The organism is Vibrio sp. YT-15, from assembly GCF_033337445.1.
Classification (GTDB): Bacteria; Pseudomonadota; Gammaproteobacteria; order Enterobacterales; family Vibrionaceae; genus Vibrio; species Vibrio alginolyticus.
Genome location: NZ_JAWOQR010000016.1, coordinates 55,259 through 79,003 on the forward strand (window position 1 = coordinate 55,259; position 23,745 = coordinate 79,003).

Sequence of the window (23,745 nt, forward strand, 5' to 3'; positions counted from 1 at the left end):
TCCATTATATTCGGTGAGTTATTTGGCCTGTTCACGCAGTTTTTCTGGCAGCTTGTATTCACCTTTACTTCGCGAAATTTCTTTCACCGTTGGTGAATCTAGTGGGCCTTTCACTTCATAATTGACTTGAGTGAAGACCTCAACCACCGGAGATATCACCGTAGAGATGGCCAAGACATACAAAGCAGTTTGAGGCGCAACGGCAAACGCGGTCAGCATTGGTAGGCCTGATGTGATGTCTGGTGTGAATTTCACTTCCGCATCAACCATTCTGCTGTTCATATTAGCGATGCCGCGGATTTGCATTTCCCCTGCTAACGCATCCATTACGATATCATTGGTGATAAACACACCGTCTTGGATTTTGCCCGTTCCCGTGATCGAGTTGAATGCCATGCCTTTATCGAATACGTCGGTAAAGTCGAGCTGCATCTTACGGATGATAGAATCCAAGCTGAACAAGCCTAACAAGCGTGCCGCACCACTAACTTCACTGATCACGCCTTTACCAAATTCCGTTGAGACGTTTCCTTGCAAGGTTTGTGTCTTCATTGACCAAGGTGCGCCGTCCCATTCCATATTGGCATTGATCTCAAATGGTGCTTGTTGAATGCCTGATGTAATACCAAAGCGCTCCATAAGATCGGTGTTGTTATCACCTTTCATTTTCATGGTTAAGTTGGAATGACTACTCTCTTTCGTCAGGTCCCACCAACCACTCATATCAATGCGGTTTTTGCCGCTACTAAAGGTGATATTTTTCCACTCCAAGCGGTTCTCGCGACGCTGCAAATCAACATTAACTTTGCCCACTTTGTAACCTTGCAGCCAAAAATCATCGATGTTCAAAGTTAAGTTTGGCATCTCTGCGTGAAACTTGCGGTCAAAATTGGTAATCAAAGGTGCGTTTTGATCTTCACTCGCAAAGATTGAACTGCGCTCTTTGGTCATCTCTTCAAACCCTGGGATGTACAGATGCAAGTGCTCTAGAGAGACCGATAGATCATAGGGTTTCAGATAGTTAGCTTTCCCTTTAACCTCTTGACTGTCCACCTCGAGTTGCCAACTCAAATTTTTCTTGCTTGCTGAAAAATCCACATCATGAAACTCAATCCCACCGAGCTGTAAGTTTGGCGTTTCAACTTCAATGCGTGTCGGCAATGGAATGGTCGGCGTTTTCATGCTTGCCAAAACAGACGATGAAGGCTTGCTCTCAGAGACCTGCGCAAGCTCCGCCCATTGGTCTAAATTCAGTTCTTCGACACGCACCGAAGCATCGTGCCCGACAATAGGACTAATCCGGAAGCCACCTTTGCCAACCATTAAATGAGTCGCAGTCAGAACCGGGACATCGCCAGCGATATCTATCTCAGTTTGATACTTCACATTTGGGATCTGTAGTCGTGCTGAAATACTCTCTTGGTTGCCGGATGCTTGCAGTTTCGCTTGCCCAGACTCACCAATTTTTTTCGCTAAAGGATAAGGATATTGACTAGCCAGACGATTTAGCTGCGCCAGCACTTCAAGCTGATAAGTGAAACCAACATCATTGAGTTGCAAGTCAATATCCATTTGCCACGGCGCATGGCCAGAAACAAGGTTTAACCAACGCTCACCGACATAGGGTTTGAGCGGCTCGACATCCCAATCTCCTAGTGTATTAATTGTCACGTTGTAGCCTTGCTCCGCACTCTCTCCATGGAAATCAAGAGAGATAGGCTGTTGTAATAATTCGGCCGACAAACCCGATGTGGTAACCACATCATTGTCGAAGGTGATACGCCCTGTGGCGTTTTCAAGCGTCATTGGCGGCGCTTCAATATCAACACGATTTTCTGTTAAATCTGCATAACCCCAAGCGCGAGACTCTTTCTCAAAATCAAACGGTATATTGAGTTGAAACTCAGAGTAAACGGGACCACTCACTTGCAGCGCTGTCAATGCGGCACCGACTGAATCCACTAATGGCGTAGCCATCATGTAGTCACGGACTTCATTACCCGGCGCGCTTGCTTTCGCTTCAATCTCGATGTGTCCACCTTCTGCCAACTCAGGGATTCGCCCAGTGATACGCTTAGCATGAACGCCATTTAGTGTGGCTGATTTTGAATCCAAATACATGGCATCATTTTCAAACAGCAAGTCTAGCTGCAAATCCGTGATGGTTGGCCATGCCGTATCAAAGCTAAATTTCGCGTCTTTTAATCCAACCCAAGCTTGGAACATGCCATTATGTTCTTTGTAAGGAAAATCACCTAACTCGCCATACCACAACAATTTCGCTGTATTCACTTTTCCGCCCTGAATCGCGGTCGAAAGATAGTCGGTCAAGTCTTGTCCAAGTGCCAGAGTCGGTAGATAGCGCCATGTTTCACCCGCGTTGTAGAGATCCGCTTCGGCATAGAACGATAAAAATGGGCTTTGTTCTTTTGGAAAATCAAGACGGAATGCCCCCAAGACTTGAAGATCAGGCGTTGCTGCCGTCACTTTATCCGCCCACAAACGCCAACCCGCATCATCTTGCTGCCAGATAATATCGACTTCACCTTGTTTGATATTCAGCGGAGCTTGGAATACATCGCCGTACGGAAAGACATCATCAATGACGGTGACTTTTGCTTTAGCTTGATTCACATCCCCCGATACGCTGCCCTGTACGTGATGAAACCCGGGTAGGAGCTCCCATTGTGTCATCGCGAGTTCATCCAGTTCAGCCGAGTAGCGTAAGGTGTCTAAACCACCGTTCATTGACAATCGGACATCTTCGACCCGACCTTTCGGTGCTAGTTTGTTAATAAGGTCACTGGTCGACTCTGACTCTGGAGCCAGCTTAATGAGCGGAATGAGTGCTTCAATGTCGAGTTGAGAGAGATTAAGCATCCAGCCGTTTGGTTGCCAATCAAACGCGACGTCTAGCTCTGGCCAAGGGGTATTATCGGTTCTGATCTGAAGTGAGTGGCCATTTACTTTCCAGCCTTGTTTATCTGGTCGAAGATTGAAAATTCCAGACTCAATAAACAGCTCATGATGTCCATCTTCATTCCACACCAACTCGGAAGGCAGCAATTCAACATAAGCATCATGCGGTTGGCTATGTTTGAGCGTTAGCCAAGTATTTAAGCTGACTTTACCCGACTCTGCTCCTGACTCTTCTTGCATGTAAGTGGTCAGCCAAGGTGTGACCGAGACATCTTGAGCACTCACGTAAAACTCACCAGATACATCGCGCAACGAGCCATGATCTTTAAAGTTAGCGCTTACTAACAATGAATTCAGGCGAACATCGGCAATGCTAACCGTGCCTTCGGCTACGTGACGTTTCCCTTGATTGCTCCAACGAAGCTGCTCAATATCTAAACGGCGAGTTTCACCAGACACCGACTTATACCAAATCCGTGAATCGCTAATAGTGAAGTCTTCGAACTGACGTAAAAGAAGTGAGTCGAGTTGGTCAATGAGTTTCACTTCGCTCTTATCCACTTCAGGCTTCGGATCTTGACGATGAGAAGTCGGCAGAATGTCTACCGTGTGAATGTCTAAAGCGAGGTTATGAATGGTAAGGTCTGCAACTACAGGTTTAAGTTGAAAAAGAGATTGAATAAGGTCGAACTCAATTTGGACTTCTTCTACAGCGAAGCGTGCATCTTGCACGTTTGGTAGATTTGCCTCTAAACCCAGTAACGCAATTGAGGGATGATTATTGCGCCACGTCCCTGCGACATTGGCAATAGAAACGTCAAAACCTGTGCCTTGTTTGACCCAGGTTTTGATCTCATCTTGGAAATGGTTAAGTTGCGGCAGTGTGACGCGAAGCGTGGTTACTAATATGGCTAATAACACCAATACAGTAACTAAACTCCACGCACAAAAACGCCCAAAACGGTTAACACCAGAATTCACAAATGTTCCAAATTACATCATTACGACGTCAAACTGTTCCTGAATGTACAGGGGTTCAGCCTGAACTCGCACTTGCTTGCCAATAAATACTTCGAGCTCAGCCAACGCATGAGACTCATCGCCCAATAGCGCTTCAGCAACAAACGGCGATGCGTACACGACAAAATTATCGGCGTCGTAAGCACGGTTCACACGAGTAATCTCGCGTAATATCTCAAAGCATACAGTTTCGACCGTTTTCACGCTGCCACGGCCTTCACAAGTAGGACAGCCAGAACACAAGATATGTTCAATACTTTCTCGTGTGCGCTTACGCGTCATTTCAACTAAGCCAAGCTGGGTAAAGCCGTTGATGTTGGTTTTTACTCGGTCTTTCGCCAGCGCCGTTTCCAGTGAGGTAAGTACTCGCTGACGATGCTCTTCGGATGCCATATCGATAAAATCAATAATGATGATACCGCCGAGGTTACGTAAACGTAGCTGACGCGCAATGGCTTGCGTTGCCTCTATATTGGTATTGAAGATAGTCTCTTCGAGATTACGACGACCAACAAATGCACCCGTGTTGATGTCGATGGTGGTCATGGCTTCGGTTTGATCGATGATCAAATAGCCGCCCGATTTTAGCTCGACCTTGCGCTCTAAAGAACGCTGAATTTCGTTTTCGGTGTCGTACATGTCAAAGATTGGCTTGTCACCTTCGTAAAGCTCAAGCTTATCTGTTAACTCCGGTACATACTCAGAAGTGAATTCTTTCAGGTTCTCGTATTCAAGGCGGGAGTCGACCATGATCTTATCGAGCTCTGTGCCAACAAAGTCACGCAGAATGCGTTGAGCTAAGCCGAGTTCACCGTAAAGTGTTGAACGCGTTTTGTATTTTGAGCGACGCTCCATGACTTTTAGCCACAAACGCTTTAGAAATGCCGCATCTTGAGATAGCTCTTTTTCATCAGCGCCTTCTGCCGCGGTACGAATGATAAAACCACCGTGCTCATCGCAGTAATGGTTCACCACCTTTTTCAAACGCTCACGCTCTTTCTCACTTTCAATACGCTGCGAAACACCGACATGGCTGGCCCCCGGCATAAAAACAAGATAACGCGAAGGTAAGGTGATATCCGTCGTTAAACGCGCACCTTTCGTGCCGAGCGGATCTTTGACCACTTGCACAACAATGTCTTGTCCCTGGCGTACCAGTTCAGAGATATCACGGACTTGAAACTGCTGTTTTTCGTTTTCTGCCACACATTCGGTATGAGGAACAATATCTGACGCATGTAAAAACGCCGCTTTATCTAAACCAATGTCGACGAAAGCCGCCTGCATACCTGGTAACACTCGGCTTACTTTGCCTTTGTATATATTGCCCACAATACCGCGACGCGATTCGCGCTCGATATGTATTTCTTGTAGTACTCCACCTTCAATCATGGCCACACGAGTTTCACTCGGGGTCACGTTAAGCAGCAATTCTGCACTCATGTGCACACCTCAAAACAATTATAAAAATTCTTGAATTAGCTGATCGGTTTCGAACAAAGGTAAGCCTACTACAGCGTGATAACTGCCTTCGATTCGGGTGACAAATCGCCCTCCGAGTCCCTGAATACCATAACTTCCAGCTTTATCGCATGGCTCTCCTGACTGCCAATATTGTTCGATTTCTTCGTGAGTCAGTGGTTTGAACCACACGTCAGTGGTAACGACCACTGAATGTTGTTGTTCCGATGATACAACGCTCACCGCAGTCATCACTTGATGGCGACGACCCGATAAGTCAGTAAGCATACGCTTTGAATCTTCAAAACTTTTTGGTTTTTCTAGCACACGGTCATCGCATACTACGACAGTATCAGAGCCCAATACAACGGAATCAGGCTTAGCCAACGCTAAGCCTGCCTGAGCTTTTTCCAAAGAAAGACGCAACACGTAATCTCGTGCTTGCTCATGAGCTTGTTTGGCTTCCTCAATATCAGGCAATACGATCTCAAAATCATAACCCAGTTGAGCAAGCAGCTCTTTTCTTCTCGGAGAACCCGAAGCGAGAACGAGAGATAGGCTCTTTTTCACCGCATTACCTTACGTGCCAAGCGCGACGAACTCGTCGCATTAATAAAAACATCCATGGCCAAAGTATACAGTTTATTGCCGCCGTCCACAGAGATAATGGATTAAATACTACGTCCTGGTTCAAATATTCCCCACAGAATATCAAAACTTCCAATAACGCAGTAAAAAAGGCAATTAAAATCGACTGTTGCCACAATGCCATGTTGCGAATCAACAGGAAATTCAGCGCCACAAGGTAGATAACGATCGACATCATCATGCCACGAATTCCAAGCGTTGAGCCGATCAAGATATCCCACAATAAGCCTAACACTAGCGCAGTCCCGACGTTCACTCGGTGCGGTAGTGCCAACACCCAATAACACGTAACAAGGAACAACCATGAAGGGCGTAACACATCTAACACACCTGGCCACGGAATGGTTTGCAGTACCAGCGCAACGAAGAAACTGACGCCAATCACCATTCGGCTACTCAATACATTATTGGCCATCGGTTACCTCTTGTTCTTGCTCTAACCCTTCATCTACATTGGACCGCAGTACTTTGTGTTGACGGTCTTCATTCGGCCAAATCAGCAGTAGGTAGCGTAAGCGATCAAATTCCACAACCGGCTCAGCCTTGATTGAGGCGAACTCTTGACGCGTATCGTGATCCACATTGGTAACCGTCGCGACTGGATATCCCTCAGGGTAAATGCCACCTAAACCGGATGTCACCAATAAATCACCAACCTGAATATCTGTGCTGGTTGGAATGTGCTCTAGTTGGATTTCATCCATTTCACCATTGCCCGATGCGATCACTCGGATATCATTGCGGATCACCTGGACAGGAATTGCATTTTTCGCGTCCGTTAGCAGCAGAACACGTGCGTTGTGCGCTGCGACAAACGTGACCTGACCAACAATGCCTTTCTCGTTGATAACAGGCTGACCAACGTAAACACCATCAATACGGCCTTTATCGATCACCACTTGATGACGATAAGGTGAAGTATCCACCGCCATTACTTCTGTCACGACTTTCTTTTCATCACGGACAAATGAAGATCCTAACAACTTACGTAGGCGTTGGTTTTCTTCTTTATATTGGTCGAGCAAGATAAGCTCGCTTTTCAGGCGTAACACTTCTCGCTTTAAGCTGCGATTGCCTTCAACTAATGCCTGATGAGAATTAAAACGTTCAAATACGCCATCGAACATACTACGAGGCAAATTCGCTGCGTACTGAATCGGTGCAACCATACTGTTTAGTAGGTATCGAACGTTGGAAAACGTATCTAGACGACTATCGGCCAGCATTAAGCTCGCCGACACGATGACAGCAAAAAACAGACGTAATTGCAGAGACGGACCTCTGCCGAAAATCGGTTTCATCTTGTTTTTGACCTGATTGCTTCCATGATTATTGAGCCTTACTTGGCAACCTAAAAATACTTAACTAAATACTTTTAGGTATGGAGCATGTTTGAATTACAGAGAGAGCAGAAATGAAGGTGAAGCCCGACATGAGCTTCACCTAAACCTTTATTCTTCAGAGAACAGATCGCCACCGTGCATGTCGATCATTTCTAGTGCTTTACCGCCACCACGCGCAACACACGTTAGTGGATCTTCCGCGATAACCACAGGAATACCAGTTTCTTCCATTAGTAAACGGTCTAGGTCTTTAAGTAGTGCACCACCACCGGTTAGTACCATACCGTTTTCAGAAATGTCTGAAGCAAGCTCTGGTGGACACTGTTCTAGTGCAACCATGACTGCTGATACGATGCCAGATAGCGGCTCTTGAAGCGCTTCTAGGATCTCGTTTGAGTTCAAGCTAAAGCTGCGTGGTACACCCTCTGCAAGGTTACGACCGCGAACTTCAATCTCTTGAACTTCATCACCAGGGTAAGCAGAACCGATTTCGTGTTTGATCTTTTCAGCCGTTGCTTCACCAATCAAGCTGCCGTAGTTACGACGTACGTAGTTGATCACAGCTTCATCAAAGCGGTCACCACCGATACGTACAGACGATGAGTAAACCACACCGTTTAGAGAGATAACGGCAACTTCAGTTGTACCACCACCGATATCGACCACCATTGAACCTGTCGGCTCAGATACGCGTAAACCAGCACCAATTGCCGCCGCCATTGGCTCGTCGATTAGGTAAACTTCACGCGCACCAGCACCAAGTGCTGATTCACGAATTGCGCGACGCTCAACTTGAGTAGAACCACAAGGAACACAAACAAGAACACGTGGGCTTGGCTTTAGGATGCTGTTATCGTGCACTTGCTTGATAAAGTGCTGAAGCATTTTTTCGGTTACGTAGAAGTCAGCAATTACGCCGTCTTTCATTGGGCGAATAGCGGAAATATTGCCAGGTGTACGACCAAGCATCTGTTTTGCTGCGTGACCGACTGCAGCAACGCTTTTTGCAGAACCTACACGATCTTGACGAATAGCAACTACAGAAGGTTCATCAAGGACAATTCCTTGCCCTTTTACGTAAATTAGAGTGTTGGCTGTACCTAAATCGATAGATAGATCGTTAGAAAACATGCCACGAAGTTTCTTAAACATACTCTTCGCTCATCCTGCAAAAATATAGAAGACAAAAATTGCTCTAAATGTACCAATGCCTCGCTGTCACAGCAAGGTATTGGTACACAAACATGAGCAGAAAGCCTCAATTTCTTGCAGTTTCCTAACTTAAGGGCAAAAACCTAAGTTGTTACTGTCCGGTTAACCCTGGCTCACCACGGTAAATCACGCGATCGTTACCTCGATGAATACCAAAGGTGACGACGGAGGATGGGTTTTCTTCGGCAGGAGCTTTTCCGGCAGGTTCTTTTACCCAGTCGTATTTGAGCCATGGGAGATGATTAGATCCCGCGGTAAGATCTAGCCACAATTCCGTTTGCTGACGGTTTGATTCGCTTTCGACCGCGACAATGCTTCTTGAAGTACCTTTGGTAACGACACCTCCACCGTTCAAGCTCACATCTACATACTTAGAGTCAGGCTCATTACCTTTCCATTTATGCTCGAATTTCTCTCTCACACCATAAATAGTAGTTTGACTATCAGAAATGTTTGTCACGAATCGACCATCTTTCCAATATTCCACTGTTAGAGGTACCTGCAATTTAAGTGAATCGGGTTTGTTGTTATCACCTTGCTTACCGCCGACATCAGCCAAATTAACTCGGCCAAAGCGTAAATCCGGCTGGACAAATAGCTCCTTGGTACCAATAGTCACACCAACCTTATCTACTGATGATGAGGAAAGATCAATAGAAATAGACGTATCTGAAGAATTCTCTAAGTAATTTAATGGGCCGTCAGGTTTAGTGACTACTTTATTCCACACCAGTCCACTCGCGCTATATTTCCCGACACTTTGCCCTGAAACATAGGGACCTTTACTACCGTTCAACCAGTTACCAGTGTACGTGCCCGGCGCACTGAACCTATTAACATTGGCATAGTTATCTTCGTACAAGTTAAATTTAGCTTGGTGTCGTGCATCAAAATACGCGTAATTATGTAAGGCACCGTCTCCTTTCGACAATGCTTCAACGTAGAACTGTTTTAACCCAAAAGGCTGTCCCATATAAGCAAATGCTTGGCCATTTGGGTAATCCCATATGTTGTTGTACGAAGTTGTTTGATCGCTACTGTAAACATTGAATTTACTAGGGTAGAAACGTCCAACATTGAGCGTTGCATCGGCAATCTTATACGTGCTGCTTCCCAGATAGGTAGAGAATGCTTCCCCTTCACCACCAACAGGGGCAGTAGCGGTAAACTCGAATGAGCCTACTTCATCAACAGACTGCTTGAAAGACACGGAACCACTAACCCACTTAGCGTCTTCTGGTAGCTTTTCTGTTAGTAACGAGCCATTCACAACATTACCCTTGTTCACACTCGTTGTCGGGTCTGGATAAGTCACTACATGATCAATACTAATATGCGACTCTTGGTAATTTCGGGCAACTTCTCCGTCTGATTGATATGCTGTTACCTGCATTGTGAACTCTTGTCCTGCTGGAATATAGCTTTTGCAATCAGGTAAACACGCACCATTACCACTTACGTTCAGACTTAACTTCTCAGGGAAACTCACAAATGATGCAAAGCCCGCCGAATCCTTCACGTCGTTAACTTTCGCATCGATACGGATTTTACCAACCTCTTTATAATTAACTTTGAGGTAAGCTTTACCATTTGAATCAAAGTAGACATCGGACAAAGACTTAGCAACTTGAGGTTGCAATACGGTATGACCACTCCATTTAGCATTGCTGTCACCCGCTTTTTTGTACCATACCTCAACAGATTTCGTTTTATCGACGGGTGCAATCTCGTGAGTCACTTTCATAGTAACATCTCGGCTTTCGCCCCCAGCTTTTACATGTGATGAGCAGAATGAAAGATGATCTGTACCGGCAGATTGTCTAGCCGAAACCACATCCCCTATGTTTACTCCGAGTACGTTTTGAGAAAACAACACATTACAGTTCTCGACGGACAATTCATCACCGTTATTGATGCGACAACGCGCTCCTTCAAAACCAAACTGAGGTACCGAACTATTCGCGACTCCCATCGTAACCGTACCGGCTTTATACCCCTGTAATAGAAGATCAACTGAATTGTTGAAAGTAATGTCCGTGAGCTTTTCTTGCTCTCCATTTACCCAGTTAGCGACGCTATTGGTGGATGATGGCAGTAAAGTAACTGTCAATGGTTCTAACTCGCCTTCGCTTGCGGCTGCATCTTCTGGATAGGTTTGAGTACACCTTTCATTCATACATGCTTTTAGCGTGACTTTCGAAGGCTGGCACGTACTACCGGATCCTGAATAGTCAAATTCAAAGTGATGGATACCATCCGTTAACTTCTTGTATTTATCTGCACAAACTTGGAAATCATCAATTTCGTGGATATTGGTATATGACCCCGTCGATGCAGTTACAGAAATACGGAAGTTTTCTGGAGCAATAGACTGTCCATAACCATTCATAACATTGAATGATTTGATTAACGTTTCCCAGCGACCACCATCAATTTGACGCTCAATAGAAACCCAAACTCCGCTCGCTCGGTTTTTAACGGTTTTGCGAGAGTCTACAGTCATTCTGTAACGGTGGACCTCATCTTCACCTCGACCATTGTAATAAGTTCCGAATACATCAAGTGCACCAACATCTGTATTATTTTTAATAAATTTATAGCCCCCAAACCAACCTTCTTTGGACTGACCGTTGTACTGGATTGTCTTCTTATAACCTGCTCCGCGAATAGCAATAGATTGTTGGCTACGACCTGGACGGCCATAGTCATTCTCATAATAACTGCCTTCATTCGAGAAGTTACCATACTCATCGATACCAAATGCTAACCAACCGCCGGCAAAACCTTCTAAACCGGGTTTTACACCAAAACCTAAAGGTCCACCAAATGCACCTGTCGCTGGTGGGACATTTGCGTCAGAAAAAACGATACCAACCCCATCTGCACCAGGTCGTGTGGTATTTGAATGAGCATAGTGATTAAACTCCACCTGCATAACGTTATCATCAGATGGGAAGATATAGTTGTAGGCTGATGCTGTTGCTTGATTATATTGGTTGCTTGATAACCTAAACTTGCCACCAGTAATGCTCGGTTTAGCACTATTCTTAAAGCCCATCACAGACCAGTTTGTAAGAGAGCCTGAGTCAAAATCTTCAGGTGGCAACAATTCACATTGAATAGGCTCTGGGTCAGGGCCTGGTGGCGTCATTCCACAATAGTCGTAGAAATCTTTGTATTGAGAGCTCTCACCAACTTCAACGGGACATGTACCTCGAGTTTGAGATGTATCACAGCTCGTATCATTTAGACCGCAATAACCAACCAATTTACCGTTATAAGAGTATGAAGAGTTTGCGGTTCCGCAAAGCGTTGAGTTACTGGCAATACTTACGTCTTTGTGAGTAGGGAAACCAATCGCTTTGGCGTCCGCAAGAATTTTAGCCGACGATAACGCCATTCCCTCATTTTTCACACTCGCAGTACCAAAAACAGAAGAGTTAGTCACGTGCAAGTATTTCTTGGTAGAGACGTCATCACCTACATATGAATTACTAATATTTGCCCCTTCATGCGAGCTGGAAGCGACACCACATACGTAGGAACTTTCGATCACATGAAGATATTTCTTAACATCAACATTACCTTTGATTTTTGAGTTCTTGACCTGACCACCTTCATTAGTGCTCGACACAACACCTGAAACTTGAGAGTACTGAATGTCGACATAGCCTTTCGCTGTAATGTTGCCTCCAACTCGACTGCTGACGATAGCCATGCTCTGGTTACTGCCCTGTGTATTATCAACATTCCCATCCACACTTGAATGAGAAACACTAACGTAGCCTTTAGTAAGAATATCACCAGAAATCGACGAGTTATTGGACACAGCAATCGAAGAACTTCCGTTGCTTTGAGAAGTCAGGCTTCCAGTGACGTTTGAGTTATTTAACTCAATATAGTCACCAGCAGAGATAGACTGGTTAACTTTATAGTTGGTCACCTTAACCGCCTCTTTAGCGCTTATATAACCATCTATTAGTTTGGTAGCACCTGATGTTGTAATTTCCACACCACCATTAGAGGACAATATATACCCTCCTATGGATCCATCTGTAACTGTTATTTGATTCTTAGCCTCGATATATGAACCAACATTAACGGCACTAAATGTTACGCCGCCATTGTCACTTACAACATATCCGCTAATATTGCTTGCGCTGCCACTTATTTGCGTTTTTGCTAAAACGTTCTGCCCAATGTTAGCATTTGTAAGTTTGATTCCATTGGTAGAACTTCTTAATGAGCCTAATATCGTTGATTGATTTAGTTCAATATAACTGCCGTTATCCACGTGACCATAAACGTATAGTCCATTGGCAGTGAAAGAGTTCCTTTCCAGATCTAAAGAAAGGTTCCTACCAGCACTACCAATCGTATTATTTCCCTTAAACGTAGAGTAACCTTCCAAATATAACTGTGATGTGGGGCCTCCGGTAATAATGCTATCGCCATCATTCAACGTAACATTACTTGAACACTTATAAGAAGACAGCCGCCTGCCAGTATAAGAACCGCTATTTGGGCATGGACTATTAGTAGCGACCCATTTCCAGCCCCAGCCTTCCCTAATCAATGTCGGAGTAATATCGTACTCTTTCGCGAGGACGTTAGCCGTACTCGTCATCCATATCAAGGCTAAGAAAATCAGTTTTTTCATTCTTATTATTACTCCCTTACCCAAATCTCTTGCTGTCGCTGAACTTTTGATAAGCCCGAGCCACAAACGGCCAGACTTCTAACAACATATAAACTTATATCTTTACCACTATTGGTATCCGGTAACTGACCAACAGACTTGCATTTTAGAGTCGCCTCACATTTCGGATCTATCAGACTGCTAGGAATAGTGACACTGCCGCTACTTATAGCGGCACAGTTAACAGAAACCGCTGGCGAAAGACCCAGTGGATAAAACTTTGTTAACACCCAATCATTACTCGATTGGGCTGTAAACCATGCTTTTGTACCCAAAAAATCACGAGTTAAACCACTTTGATTAGACCAAGTCACTTTCATTAGTGACGCAGCCAAATACCCCATTACGATAATGACAAAGAGCGTCACAATTAACACATTGCCTTTTTGCTTATTATGGAACATTCAGCACCTGCACATCTTGTTGGTACACACTACTTTCACCGGACTGTTCAAACACGAACCTCAGATGCACGAGCCCGCCTCGATGAAGCGATGTATCGTCATATTTGAAATAACTCTGAGATTGATCATCAACATAAATAAGATTGTCGGCAATTATTTCGCCGTTACGCTGTATCTGTGTGCCTACAAAGCAATATTTCACTGACTTAGATGGATCATAGAGATAGTGTCGATTAGAAACGGAGCGACTAGTTACTGAACTAGCGCCGTTAATGATCTTGTATGATTTATTCGAATCTGGAGAAAGGGCTCCGACATCAACACTATGAGTGGATGAGGTTAAATCACTTAACCGTGTTGGGTTAATCACCATTTTCAAGCCACTATCAAATTCGGGAGCATTATTACCAAAAAAACCCACCACAAACTGTATATCATTACCAGAAATCGCATAAAAACCAGAGTGCTCTATAGGCATAAAAATCAGGCAGTTTTTTTCACTCTCATCAATAAAAAAGCTATTCGGCACCGCATGACGAATCTCTCGAGATATTTTCTCAATAACGAATTGCGCCTGAGTTTGTAGTCTCTGCCTATCAATAGTATCAGCATAGCCCTTTGCTCCTAACTGCAAATAACCAGCAATTCCGAGCATGATAAAACTACTAATCACAATAGTGATGACCATTTCTATTAAAGTGAAACCACAATTTTTCATTAGTAATTTCCCCTTATCGCAGACAGTGTTAAAGGCTGTGTTTGTCCGGCGTAAATAGTCATAGTGACTCGTTTATAAGGCGTGATATCTTCCTGTGAAGGATTATTGACACCCGTTCCATCTGATTCAACGTATTGCACTTTCACTTCAACTCGAAAGTTCTTGTAATCATTTGCCATAGACGTGCCAAGAACGTTACTCAGCTCGTATAACGGCGTAGAGTTACAGCTGGCCTTTGTACCTTGTGTATACCAGCAACCGATATAGTCATCGACATCATTAAAACTAGCTGGGTTTGATTCACCGCTATCTGCCCCAAGACTTGTGGAACAATCCTTACCACCAAGGACAGTCTCACTACAGCGTACTAAACCACCATCAAAGTCGCTGTTTTCATCGAAGCCTCGCGCCAATATCTGAGACATGAAACCTTGGCCTAATGCGGCCGCGCGGGTTTGATAATGAGGGATGGCGGAATCTCGAATTTGAGGGACAAGAAAAGAAGTAAACGCCACCATCGCAATGCCCATTAAAACAATCGCGATGATCATTTCTATTAAAGTCATGCCACTAGATTTCTTCATGAGCATGTTCCTTTAGAAACATAGCCTTGAGTATTAATTTCAACTTGGCAGCGGCTTCGACCATGTTTATCTTCAATTAAGATGTTTACAGCACCACTTACAGGATTGCCGAGAAGGTTAAAATTAATTGTATTTGCGGCACCGCTGATAACGGAAAACTTTGCGGACTTATCGATAACCACGTCACTACGGGCATCTTGTGCACTACCTATTAGTGCGCAGGCAGCAACTGAACCAACACATGAGCTAGAAACTTGCAAACGAAAGTTATCATCAGGTTTCTCAACATTCGACTGCATACGATTCACCTGCACTTGGCGAATCACAGAAATCACACGTTCTTGTAATGCATATGCAGAAAAACTGCCAGAGCCCATAAAACGGCTGGCTGCAAAAAGTGAAAGGATAGAGAGGAGAACAATCACGAGGATTAACTCCATTAACGTGAACCCTAATGCAGAGCTGCGAATTTTCATAACCCAACCTTAGGCTTAGAACAAGCGAGATAAGTATACGATGAAATTATGAGATTAATGATAGGTTTATAATTTTTCGATTCGAAGTGTGAACAGACGAACAAATAACCAATGTCTAGTTATTTTGCCCTTTTGAACGACCAATCTCTTCTTCAATTCGATCGTAAGTTTCTTTATTGCTCAGCGTTTCAGAAACGTGCTCAGCGGTTTGCTTGGTTTGCTCCCACTTTGCTTCGTAAGTTTCTGGCTCGAAGCTGATAAATCTTGGTAATACCACATAACCGATCACACCTAAGATAATCAGCACAACTACAAACTCTATTGCACTAAGACCCGATGATTTACGCATATGAATTATTCCGAGATTAATCAAAATAAAGAGACAAAGGCCAGCCAAAACGACTGACCTTTACAGAATAATCTAGCACTTGTCGCTAGCAATTACAGTTTTGGCAGCCTTATCTGCTGTTGTACCTGTTGCTTCAATGTAACCAACGTAACAACCTACATTTTCCTTAGTACCTGTTGGGTCATATACCCAATCACTATCCGCTTTTTTACCTTTAAATGTATATGCTTTATTGTTATTTACAGTAATTTCATCCCAATCATCAGACAAACCTGTTACAGCAGTTTTTAAGCCTTCAAACGTTGGATAACCAAAAGTTATTTTAATTCCTTCTACTTCAGGCTTATCATCTTCATCAGCTTTACTAGCGTCGATAGTCTCTTTACCTTCTACTGCAGCCTTACCATACGCAATACCGGACGCACCATCAATGGCACCTTTCAAACCTTGCAATGAAGCTTTGCGAGCATCATCTTGCAGGTTAAGGAAACGTGGTGCTGCAGTGACCGCTAGAATACCTAGGATTACAATTACCACTACCAATTCGATAAGGGTGAAACCACCTTGTCTTTTCATTGTTTACTCTCTCTATGTAAGCATGCAGTACAACTGCAAAGTTTTGTTTAGGTCACGCGACCATTTTGGATATTGTCAAAACGGTTTGGGGCAGCAACGTTCACTAAAACTGACCGTGAAGTGGATACTGTATCTACCGCTTGAGCAGAATGACGATTCGCCATTATTCAGTTCATGCTGCAATGAGAAAAACACATTATTGTTTACCCACTATTACAGCCTGTTACTTATGGTAATGATTGCATTATACCGACTTTCATTACCAATTATAGTGATTAGGTGTCAAAAAATTCACTCTGCCGACATTTCGACGTCTATTTTCAGTTGATTAGCAGTTAAGATAACTACAATCGACTGACCATTTTCATAAGTGTAGTGACAGACATAACGATCAGTTTTGATGGCTCCACTGATATCTATTAACTTGTTGGTCATTATTTTACGTTGGGGGTAATGCACCGCTAGCCAATAACCACAATCTAATACACCTTGCTGAGTAAAGGGAGACACTAACCCGTCCTCAGTCATAGTAAGGTTAAAACCATCCATCAGCATATGCTCTGGCTCGCCTTGTACTAGCCAAGCTTGACGATAACGCTGAACACTATCTTGCATCCAAACTCTCGCCAACTTAGCCCCAGTTACTTGTGCTTGCTCGGTCACAGGACGTAATTTGATCGCCAAACCCACCGCCATAATCGTAGCAATAACCCCAAACACAATAAGCGTTGCTCGGCTTTGATTTTCAACCACCTATTAGCCGCCTTTGATGATGTCGAGCATTCCCCACATTGGTAAGAAGATACCCAATGCCAGCACCATGACCATGCCTGCGACAATCACCAAAAGTAATGGTTCTATTCTTGCGGTCAGCGTTTTTAGATCGTAATCGACTTCTCGATCGTAAAAGTCCGACACCTCCAGCAGCAACTCATCAATACGACCAGTTTCTTCACCTACTGCAATCATCTGAATCACCAATGGGGTAAATATTTTACTGTTGATGGCCGTCACTGAAATGGTGCTACCCGCTTCAATTGCGGACTTCATCTCAAGAATTCGGTTTTCTAAAAAACGGTTCCCTAAGGCTTCCCCGGCCAAAGCCAAAGACTGGTTAAGTGGCACCCCTGATTTCAGCATCAACGAGAAGGTTCTGGCAAAACGAGAAAGCTGCGCACGATTAACGATATCGCCTACAATTGGCAGCCGAAGCCGAAACTTATCGAACTTCTCCCGACCATCAGCCGTCGCCACCCACGCTCTGAACACCGTAAACGCGCCAATCATTGCCACAACCAGCAACACCCAATAATTAACAAAGAAATTAGAAGTCGCGATCAAAATACGCGTCGGCAATGGTAGCTCAACCCCAAAGCGCGTGAACATCGATGCAAACTCAGGGATCACCAAGATATTCAATACAAACATGGCGATGGTGATAAAGATAATGACAAACGTTGGATAACGCATCGCCGCTTTAATGCGTTTGCGAGTCTCAAGTTCCTGTTCGTAGTAATTCGCCAGTTGCAATAGCGCTTGGTCAAGCCGACCCGTATTCTCACCGACGTTGATCATAGAAACGAACAGTGGGCTGAATACTTTACTGTGTTGCTGCATCGCAGAAGACAAACCTCGGCCATTACTCAGTTCAGAAACGACATCTTCTAGCGCCTCTTTGAGCTGTTTGTTTTCGCAATTTTGCAACAAGCCACGCATAGAGCGCAGCAAAGGTACGCCAGCTTTAGTCAAACTAAACAACTGGCGAGAGAAAAGAATAATTACTTCCAACGGAATAGCAGGCACAAACAGCTTAGATAAGCTCACTTGGCTTTTTGCCGACTCTTTCTCTAAACGTACATTGAGCGGGATGACCCCTTTATTCATCAATGCTTCCGCCGCAGCTTCTGAGTTCACTGCTTCGATTTTGCCGTTAGTGGATGAGCCGTCTAGCGTGCGGCCTTGATAACGAAAAGTTGGCATTCACTTACCTATATGAAAATGGGATCAGTCTTACCAGAAGCATCACCCTCACCTAGGGTCATCACTTCATCCAAACTGACGGTGCCTTGTAGCGCCAGTTCCATTGCAGAAGCAAGCAGTGGCTTATAGTTTTCTGAGCGGCGCGCGGCTTGCGCAAAGCCAACCGCATCATTGGCGCGCAATTTATCCATCATCTCTTGCTCAAGTTCGAGCATTTCAAACACACCGATTCGGCCTCGATAACCAGTCAAGTTACAGTTTTGACAACCTGCGCCTTTATAAAAAATGGTGCTAACTTGATTTGGGAAACGCCCAGCTAACCACTGCTGGCGAGACTCATCTAAGTGGTCTTCTGTTTTACAATCTGGGCAAACTCGGCGCACAAGACGCTGCGCCACCACGGCTCTGACTGCACTAGCAACCAAGTAACCCGGCGCTCCCATATCGATCATACGTAACGCACTGTCGACAGCATCGTTGGTGTGGAGAGTACTCAATACTAAGTGACCCGTTAGTGCAGCTCGCAGACCAATTTCTACCGTCTCTTGGTCACGCATCTCACCAACAAGAATGATGTCTGGGTCTTGACGTAAAAAGGTTCTAAGAACACGCGAGAAAGTTAGATCGATCTTACTGTTAACCTGTACCTGAGTGATGCGAGGCAGACGATATTCAACCGGGTCCTCTGCTGTAATGATCTTTTTCCCAGGTTCGTTGAGCTCACTCAATGCGCCGTAAAGCGTGGTGGTTTTACCGGAACCTGTTGGCCCGGTAACCAAAATCATGCCATGCGGACGCGCCAGCTGTCGACGTAAGCGAGCAAGCAAGTCTGGCGGCAAGCCTGACTCTTCTAACGGACGCAAACCAGCGGACTGGTTAAGCAGACGCATTACCACAGATTCTCCGTACTGCGTTGGTAACGTCGACATACGAATATCAATTGATTGGCCACGAACTTTGATATTGAATCGGCCATCTTGTGGCAAGCGCTTTTCAGAAATATCTAGGTGTGCCATCAACTTCAGTCGAAGAACCAAAGCCGATGCAATATTCACTTCATTTAAGAGCGTTTCATGCAATACGCCATCAATACGCTGGCGCAAACGCAATACTTGATCGTCTGGCTCAATATGAATATCCGAAGCTCCAACCTGTACCGCATCTTCAAACATGGAATTAACCAGCTTTACAACGGTAACCTCTTCACTATCGGCTTCATCAATACCGTAATCAAAGCTTTGTACATCTTTATGCTCTTCATGCAGCTGCTCAGCAAAGGAGGCGATTTCTTTAGTACGGCGGTAATAGCGGTCAAAGCTTGAAATGAGCTGACGCTCTGAAGCCACAATGAACTCAAGGTTGTATTGGCCCAACAAGTTCATCAATGATTCTTGGATGAACAAGTCCGCAGGGTCACTCATAGCAACGCGCAGTGTGTCCCCATTTCGAGCAACGACCATCGCACGTAAGCGACGTGCGTGTACCTCAGGTAAAATCTGCACGGCTTCGGCATCCACAGGTGCACGACCAAGATCGATCAGTGGCAAACCAAGCTGCTGAGACAAGAAGTCCAACATTTGCTTTTCGGTAATAAAGCCAAGGTCAATTAACGCATCCCCTAGCTTCTGCCCGGTACTGCGTTGTGCGTTTAGTGCTTGCTGGATTTGTTCTTCAGAGACGATACCCTCCTCAACCAGAAGATCGCCCAAGCGTTTTCTCAACTGAATTTTCATTGTGCGCTCTCCAACTCTTTCAAGATGCTCAAACGGTCACGGATAAATGCTTGCGATTGATTCGAAATGCCAACTTTACCCAGAGCTTGGTTGTAAGAGTTGATCGCGGCAGTAAAAGCCAGGGCGCGCTCTTGTTGAATAGCCAAACCTAACCACCAGCGCGCGTTTTCCGGCTCACGCTGAGTTAGGAGTTGATAGCTCTCAAGCGCAATGTCATTTTGCTTGTGTTTTTGTGCCAATGCCGCACGCATCGCCAAGTAATCTCGACTTGGTACTGGAGGCAAATGAACAAGCGGGCTCAGCGCCGCTTCAGGTTGATTAGCTTTCACTAACAACTTAGACAAGGCCAAGCGAAGTACTTGGTTGTTCGTATCTAGGTTGATACCTTCTTGAATAATCTCATATGCTTTACGCGTGTCACCTTTACCAAAGTACAACGCTGATAGCTTTTGACGCGTGTCTGCATTCATTGGCTCATAACGCAACGCCTCGGCATAAGCCGATAACGCCGTTTGCATATCGTTAGCATCGAGTGCTTTTTCCGCTCGACTAACTGCCTTAAGAGAAAGCTGACGATGTGTAAGCTCAACCTGCTCAATACGCATTGAGCTGTTTTCTGATGTCGTGTGGGTTACGGGATCGTATTGCTCCTCGCTCGGCATCGTTGCTAACTGCGCGAGTAAAACTGCATCATCAGAGGCGATATTTATCTCAGATCTTGGCGTGAACCTATCAGTCTCTTGCATGTGAGGCTGTTGCGCTACCGGCTGTGCGGCTGGTTTGGTGTAAACCACTTGAGTTGTATCGGGCGTCATTTTACTCGTTGGCGAGTGAGTGCGCTCCGATGAAACAATTGGTGAGACATTCACAGACGACAGTGGCATAGCGTCGGTTTGAAACTGTGATAGCTCGCCTGAAGGGACTGGACCGCGAGAGACCGCCCAGCTACCAACCGCAAGGCTTAACGAAAAACCGGCGACAAGCCAAAGCCAAGGTTTACTGCGTGAGACACTTGGAATCTCCGCACGAGTAAGCTCTGACGGCGATGTTTTTTCAGCAAGTTCTGATAATGCTTTATTGATGGCACTCAAGGTTGACTCCATCCCCAAAATACGGGTGTTTTAAACTTAGGTTTACGGGCATCAAACGTATCGTGCATAGCGGCGTAAACGTGATGATTTTTTAATAGTGTGCAACGATCATTAAATGCAGCAAGCAACGACTTGTGGCTAATTTGGTTTATCAAGCGCGGAATCCCCATGGATGAACGCCAAATCGCTTTTTTCTGTTCAATAGAAAAAATGTGCGCCCCATTGCCTGCTTTATCTAAACGATTATTGATGTAAGCCACGCCTTCATCGATAGAGAGAGGACGTAACTGGCAGCTAAACGTAATGCGTTGACGAAACTGCCTTAGCTCATGGTTAGCCAATCTTTCATCCAACTCAGGTTGTCCGAATAACACCAATTGAATGAGCTTATCTTGTTCCGTTTCTAGATTGCCAAATAGACGCAATGTTTCTAAAGCTTGTGGGGAAAGAGCTTGCGCTTCATCAACGATCAAGACGGTTTTCTTTCCCAAGGCATGTACTTGAATCAAGTGCTCTTGAATGAGGGAAACGATACGCAGCGGATCATCGTTCTCGATACCCAACTCTCTGGCGACAGCAAACTGCAACTGTTCCCCATTCAACACTGGATTGGGTAAGTAAATAAGCTCAACTTCAGATTCAATCTGCTCGATCAGCTTACGGCATACCATGGTTTTTCCAGTGCCTACTTCTCCCGTCACCTTAATCACCCCTTCTCCCATTTGCACGGCAGCTAGGATGGTTTGGATCGCCTCATAGTGAGGGACTAACCCCAAGAACATTTCTGTATTTGGGGTTAACGAAAAAGGCTGAACTCGGAACCCAAAGTGTGACAAGTACATACTCGAATCACAAACCTATTGAAAAACAGAACCTTTCCCAGCGCTTATTGCGCATCTGGGAACCACTCTTGCAGCAGATCACGAGAGCGCTCTAGCTCTTTCTGCCAAGAGTTCACGCCAACTACGGTCGGTTTTAGCAAGATGACCAATTCTGTTTTCTCAGTTACGTTATTCACGTTGCGGAACAAATGCCCCAGTGCTGGTACATCGCCCAAAAATGGGACTTTAGAAACAAGCTCACGATTTTGCTGTTTCATCAACCCGCCGATAACCACAACATCGCCATCTTTAGCACGAATAACCGAGTCTGATTCACGAATAGAGCTTTTCGCTAATGGCAGTTGGATGTTTTGGAAATCTCCGCCCAAGTTCAATTGCTTCACTTCTTCCGTGACTTCAATAACTGCGGGGTGAACATGCAGGAACACATTGCCTTTGTTATCAATTTGCGGAGTCACATCGAGGGAAATACCCGAGAAGAATGGCGTCAGTTCCACTTCAGGAACTGCATTTGAGTTTTCACCGTTGCCTGCATTGCTCGATAGCTCGGTAACAAAGTACTCATCGGTACCCACTTTGATGACAGATTTTTGGTTGTTGGCAGCGGTAATACGAGGGCTCGAAAGGACGTTCAAGTCACCTTGCGTAGACATGAAGCTCAACACTGCATTGAAGTTACCATCCGAAATAGTCACGTTAGTTTGACCGCCCAATAGCGTGCCAATCGCATCCAATGGTGGTAATGTCGACGCAGGGCGGTTGACTACGATACTACCCGAGTTACCAATTGACGCCGATAAGTTTGACCAGTTGATGCCTTGTTGGTAGCCATCATTCAACGTCACTTCTAGGATTTTAGCTTCAAGAATGACCTGGCGCTGCATGCGCTCCTGCGATACACCTAAGAACTCGCGTACTTCGCGAATATCATCTGGAAATGCTCGAACCGTAATAACTCCCGCTTGTGGCGTTACAACCACACTTTGCCCTTTGCCTGAACCAATTAGATTCGCAACAGCTTGCTGCAGCATCGGCCAGAAATCACTTTCAGTGATGGTTTCAATGCGTGTACCACCCGTAGATGTGGTCGAGCTATCGTTGTTGTTTCCATTGTTAGAGTCTGACGAGTCAGAACTGTCTGAGCTACCACCAGAATTAGACGTACCAGCCGAGGTTACAGAGCCCGTAACAATGCTGGTTAATGAGCGACCAGAACGCTTGAACTGCAGGTAATCGACTGGAATGGTCACCGTACGCATACCTGCTGGGTAGATTTGAATAACTTTGCCAGACTTCACCACGTCATAGCCATACATATTCTGTACGACATTCAGAACTTCATCCAATGTCACATCTGACAAGTTGACAGTGATATTACCTTGTACCGACGGGTGAATCGCCACGCTGTACTCTGTGCCTTTCACCAACGAGGCGAAAAAGCTTCTTGCATCGACCGCATTCGCCTGAATACGAAAACGCTTCGAGGTGCCTTGCTCTGATGCAACGTTCGAGTCTAAATTTGGCATCAAGTCTGCCTCAACAGAAGAAGGGATTTCTTCCAATGTGCGGCTGTTCGCTTGATTGATCGATTCATTGAGCGCTTCTTTAACTTCCACTGGATTCCGATGACCCATTGAACATCCCATTAAAGAAGCAATCGTTATTCCTACAACTAATTTGCGCATATCTG

19 protein-coding genes are annotated in these 23,745 nt (G+C 45.0%); all 19 read right to left on the minus strand.

Annotated elements, in window-relative coordinates; all coding sequences use genetic code 11:
* Window positions 1-18: 18 nt before the first annotated feature.
* The gene (locus tag R7D93_RS21560; protein WP_225497111.1) at window positions 19-3,900 is read right to left on the minus strand and encodes a YhdP family protein; all 3,882 of its coding nucleotides are present in this window, start codon (window positions 3,898-3,900) and stop codon (window positions 19-21) included.
* A 12-nt stretch (window positions 3,901-3,912) separates the two neighbouring features.
* Window positions 3,913-5,382 (minus strand): ribonuclease G, encoded by a 1,470-nt coding sequence (gene rng, locus R7D93_RS21565; protein ID WP_005381138.1) that lies wholly within the window; start codon window positions 5,380-5,382, stop codon window positions 3,913-3,915.
* Between the two features lie 18 nt (window positions 5,383-5,400).
* Window positions 5,401-5,970 (minus strand): Maf family protein, encoded by a 570-nt coding sequence (locus R7D93_RS21570; RefSeq protein WP_005381139.1) that lies wholly within the window; start codon window positions 5,968-5,970, stop codon window positions 5,401-5,403.
* 4 nt (window positions 5,971-5,974) lie between these two features.
* Window positions 5,975-6,463, minus strand: a complete 489-nt coding sequence (gene mreD, locus R7D93_RS21575) for a rod shape-determining protein MreD (RefSeq protein WP_005381141.1) — start codon at window positions 6,461-6,463, stop codon at window positions 5,975-5,977.
* A complete protein-coding gene (gene mreC / locus R7D93_RS21580; protein WP_005381142.1) occupies window positions 6,453-7,349 on the minus strand; it encodes a rod shape-determining protein MreC in 897 nt (298 codons plus the stop codon). Before mreC ends, mreD begins: the two co-directional genes overlap by 11 nt.
* Before the next feature lie 150 nt (window positions 7,350-7,499).
* Window positions 7,500-8,543 carry a rod shape-determining protein gene (locus tag R7D93_RS21585; RefSeq protein WP_005381144.1) on the minus strand — a complete coding sequence of 348 codons (1,044 nt, stop codon included), beginning with the start codon at window positions 8,541-8,543 and terminating at the stop codon, window positions 7,500-7,502.
* A gap of 151 nt (window positions 8,544-8,694) precedes the next feature.
* Entirely contained in the window at window positions 8,695-13,263 is a 4,569-nt protein-coding gene (locus tag R7D93_RS21590; protein WP_225497109.1) for a DUF6701 domain-containing protein, read from the minus strand.
* Window positions 13,264-13,271: 8 nt separating this feature from the next.
* A complete protein-coding gene (locus tag R7D93_RS21595; protein WP_225497107.1) occupies window positions 13,272-13,706 on the minus strand; it encodes an MSHA biogenesis protein MshP in 435 nt (144 codons plus the stop codon).
* Window positions 13,696-14,424 carry a PilW family protein gene (locus R7D93_RS21600; RefSeq protein WP_042523494.1) on the minus strand — a complete coding sequence of 243 codons (729 nt, stop codon included), beginning with the start codon at window positions 14,422-14,424 and terminating at the stop codon, window positions 13,696-13,698. The genes R7D93_RS21595 and R7D93_RS21600 overlap by 11 nt, the downstream gene beginning before the upstream one ends.
* Window positions 14,424-15,008, minus strand: coding sequence for a prepilin-type N-terminal cleavage/methylation domain-containing protein (locus R7D93_RS21605; RefSeq protein WP_017636196.1), 585 nt, complete (start codon window positions 15,006-15,008; stop codon window positions 14,424-14,426). Before R7D93_RS21605 ends, R7D93_RS21600 begins: the two co-directional genes overlap by 1 nt.
* Window positions 15,005-15,484 (minus strand): type II secretion system protein, encoded by a 480-nt coding sequence (locus R7D93_RS21610; protein ID WP_048626843.1) that lies wholly within the window; start codon window positions 15,482-15,484, stop codon window positions 15,005-15,007. Before R7D93_RS21610 ends, R7D93_RS21605 begins: the two co-directional genes overlap by 4 nt.
* A gap of 115 nt (window positions 15,485-15,599) precedes the next feature.
* On the minus strand, window positions 15,600-15,833 hold the full coding sequence (locus R7D93_RS21615; protein WP_005388453.1) for a type II secretion system protein: 234 nt from the start codon (window positions 15,831-15,833) through the stop codon (window positions 15,600-15,602).
* A 72-nt stretch (window positions 15,834-15,905) separates the two neighbouring features.
* Window positions 15,906-16,409 carry a type II secretion system protein gene (locus tag R7D93_RS21620; protein WP_017821317.1) on the minus strand — a complete coding sequence of 168 codons (504 nt, stop codon included), beginning with the start codon at window positions 16,407-16,409 and terminating at the stop codon, window positions 15,906-15,908.
* 291 nt (window positions 16,410-16,700) lie between these two features.
* Window positions 16,701-17,162, minus strand: a complete 462-nt coding sequence (locus R7D93_RS21625; RefSeq protein WP_213891955.1) for an MSHA biogenesis protein MshF — start codon at window positions 17,160-17,162, stop codon at window positions 16,701-16,703.
* A 3-nt stretch (window positions 17,163-17,165) separates the two neighbouring features.
* Window positions 17,166-18,389 carry a type II secretion system F family protein gene (locus R7D93_RS21630; protein WP_005381186.1) on the minus strand — a complete coding sequence of 408 codons (1,224 nt, stop codon included), beginning with the start codon at window positions 18,387-18,389 and terminating at the stop codon, window positions 17,166-17,168.
* Between the two features lie 8 nt (window positions 18,390-18,397).
* Entirely contained in the window at window positions 18,398-20,122 is a 1,725-nt protein-coding gene (locus tag R7D93_RS21635) for a GspE/PulE family protein (protein ID WP_005381188.1), read from the minus strand.
* Window positions 20,119-21,213, minus strand: coding sequence for a tetratricopeptide repeat protein (locus tag R7D93_RS21640; protein WP_225497105.1), 1,095 nt, complete (start codon window positions 21,211-21,213; stop codon window positions 20,119-20,121). The genes R7D93_RS21635 and R7D93_RS21640 overlap by 4 nt, the downstream gene beginning before the upstream one ends.
* Window positions 21,210-22,055 carry an ExeA family protein gene (locus tag R7D93_RS21645; RefSeq protein ID WP_005381192.1) on the minus strand — a complete coding sequence of 282 codons (846 nt, stop codon included), beginning with the start codon at window positions 22,053-22,055 and terminating at the stop codon, window positions 21,210-21,212. The genes R7D93_RS21640 and R7D93_RS21645 overlap by 4 nt, the downstream gene beginning before the upstream one ends.
* Before the next feature lie 44 nt (window positions 22,056-22,099).
* Window positions 22,100-23,740 (minus strand): pilus (MSHA type) biogenesis protein MshL, encoded by a 1,641-nt coding sequence (gene mshL / locus R7D93_RS21650; RefSeq protein ID WP_005388471.1) that lies wholly within the window; start codon window positions 23,738-23,740, stop codon window positions 22,100-22,102.
* Window positions 23,741-23,745 lie beyond the last annotated feature (5 nt).

Bases quoted from the DNA above. Each gene is read 5' to 3' on its own strand.
- R7D93_RS21630 (WP_005381186.1), bottom strand. From the start codon at position 18,389: ATGCCAACTTTTCGTTATCAAGGCCGCACGCTAGACGGCTCATCCACT.
- R7D93_RS21610 (WP_048626843.1), bottom strand. From the start codon at position 15,484: ATGAAAATTCGCAGCTCTGCATTAGGGTTCACGTTAATGGAGTTAATC.
- mreC (WP_005381142.1), bottom strand. From the start codon at position 7,349: ATGAAACCGATTTTCGGCAGAGGTCCGTCTCTGCAATTACGTCTGTTT.
- R7D93_RS21620 (WP_017821317.1), bottom strand. From the start codon at position 16,409: ATGAAAAGACAAGGTGGTTTCACCCTTATCGAATTGGTAGTGGTAATT.
- rng (WP_005381138.1), bottom strand. From the start codon at position 5,382: ATGAGTGCAGAATTGCTGCTTAACGTGACCCCGAGTGAAACTCGTGTG.
- mshL (WP_005388471.1), bottom strand. From the start codon at position 23,740: ATGCGCAAATTAGTTGTAGGAATAACGATTGCTTCTTTAATGGGATGT.
- R7D93_RS21615 (WP_005388453.1), bottom strand. From the start codon at position 15,833: ATGCGTAAATCATCGGGTCTTAGTGCAATAGAGTTTGTAGTTGTGCTG.
- mreD (WP_005381141.1), bottom strand. From the start codon at position 6,463: ATGGCCAATAATGTATTGAGTAGCCGAATGGTGATTGGCGTCAGTTTC.
- R7D93_RS21585 (WP_005381144.1), bottom strand. From the start codon at position 8,543: ATGTTTAAGAAACTTCGTGGCATGTTTTCTAACGATCTATCTATCGAT.
- R7D93_RS21590 (WP_225497109.1), bottom strand. From the start codon at position 13,263: ATGAAAAAACTGATTTTCTTAGCCTTGATATGGATGACGAGTACGGCT.
- R7D93_RS21600 (WP_042523494.1), bottom strand. From the start codon at position 14,424: ATGAAAAATTGTGGTTTCACTTTAATAGAAATGGTCATCACTATTGTG.
- R7D93_RS21595 (WP_225497107.1), bottom strand. From the start codon at position 13,706: ATGTTCCATAATAAGCAAAAAGGCAATGTGTTAATTGTGACGCTCTTT.
- R7D93_RS21635 (WP_005381188.1), bottom strand. From the start codon at position 20,122: ATGAAAATTCAGTTGAGAAAACGCTTGGGCGATCTTCTGGTTGAGGAG.
- R7D93_RS21645 (WP_005381192.1), bottom strand. From the start codon at position 22,055: ATGTACTTGTCACACTTTGGGTTCCGAGTTCAGCCTTTTTCGTTAACC.
- R7D93_RS21605 (WP_017636196.1), bottom strand. From the start codon at position 15,008: ATGAAGAAATCTAGTGGCATGACTTTAATAGAAATGATCATCGCGATT.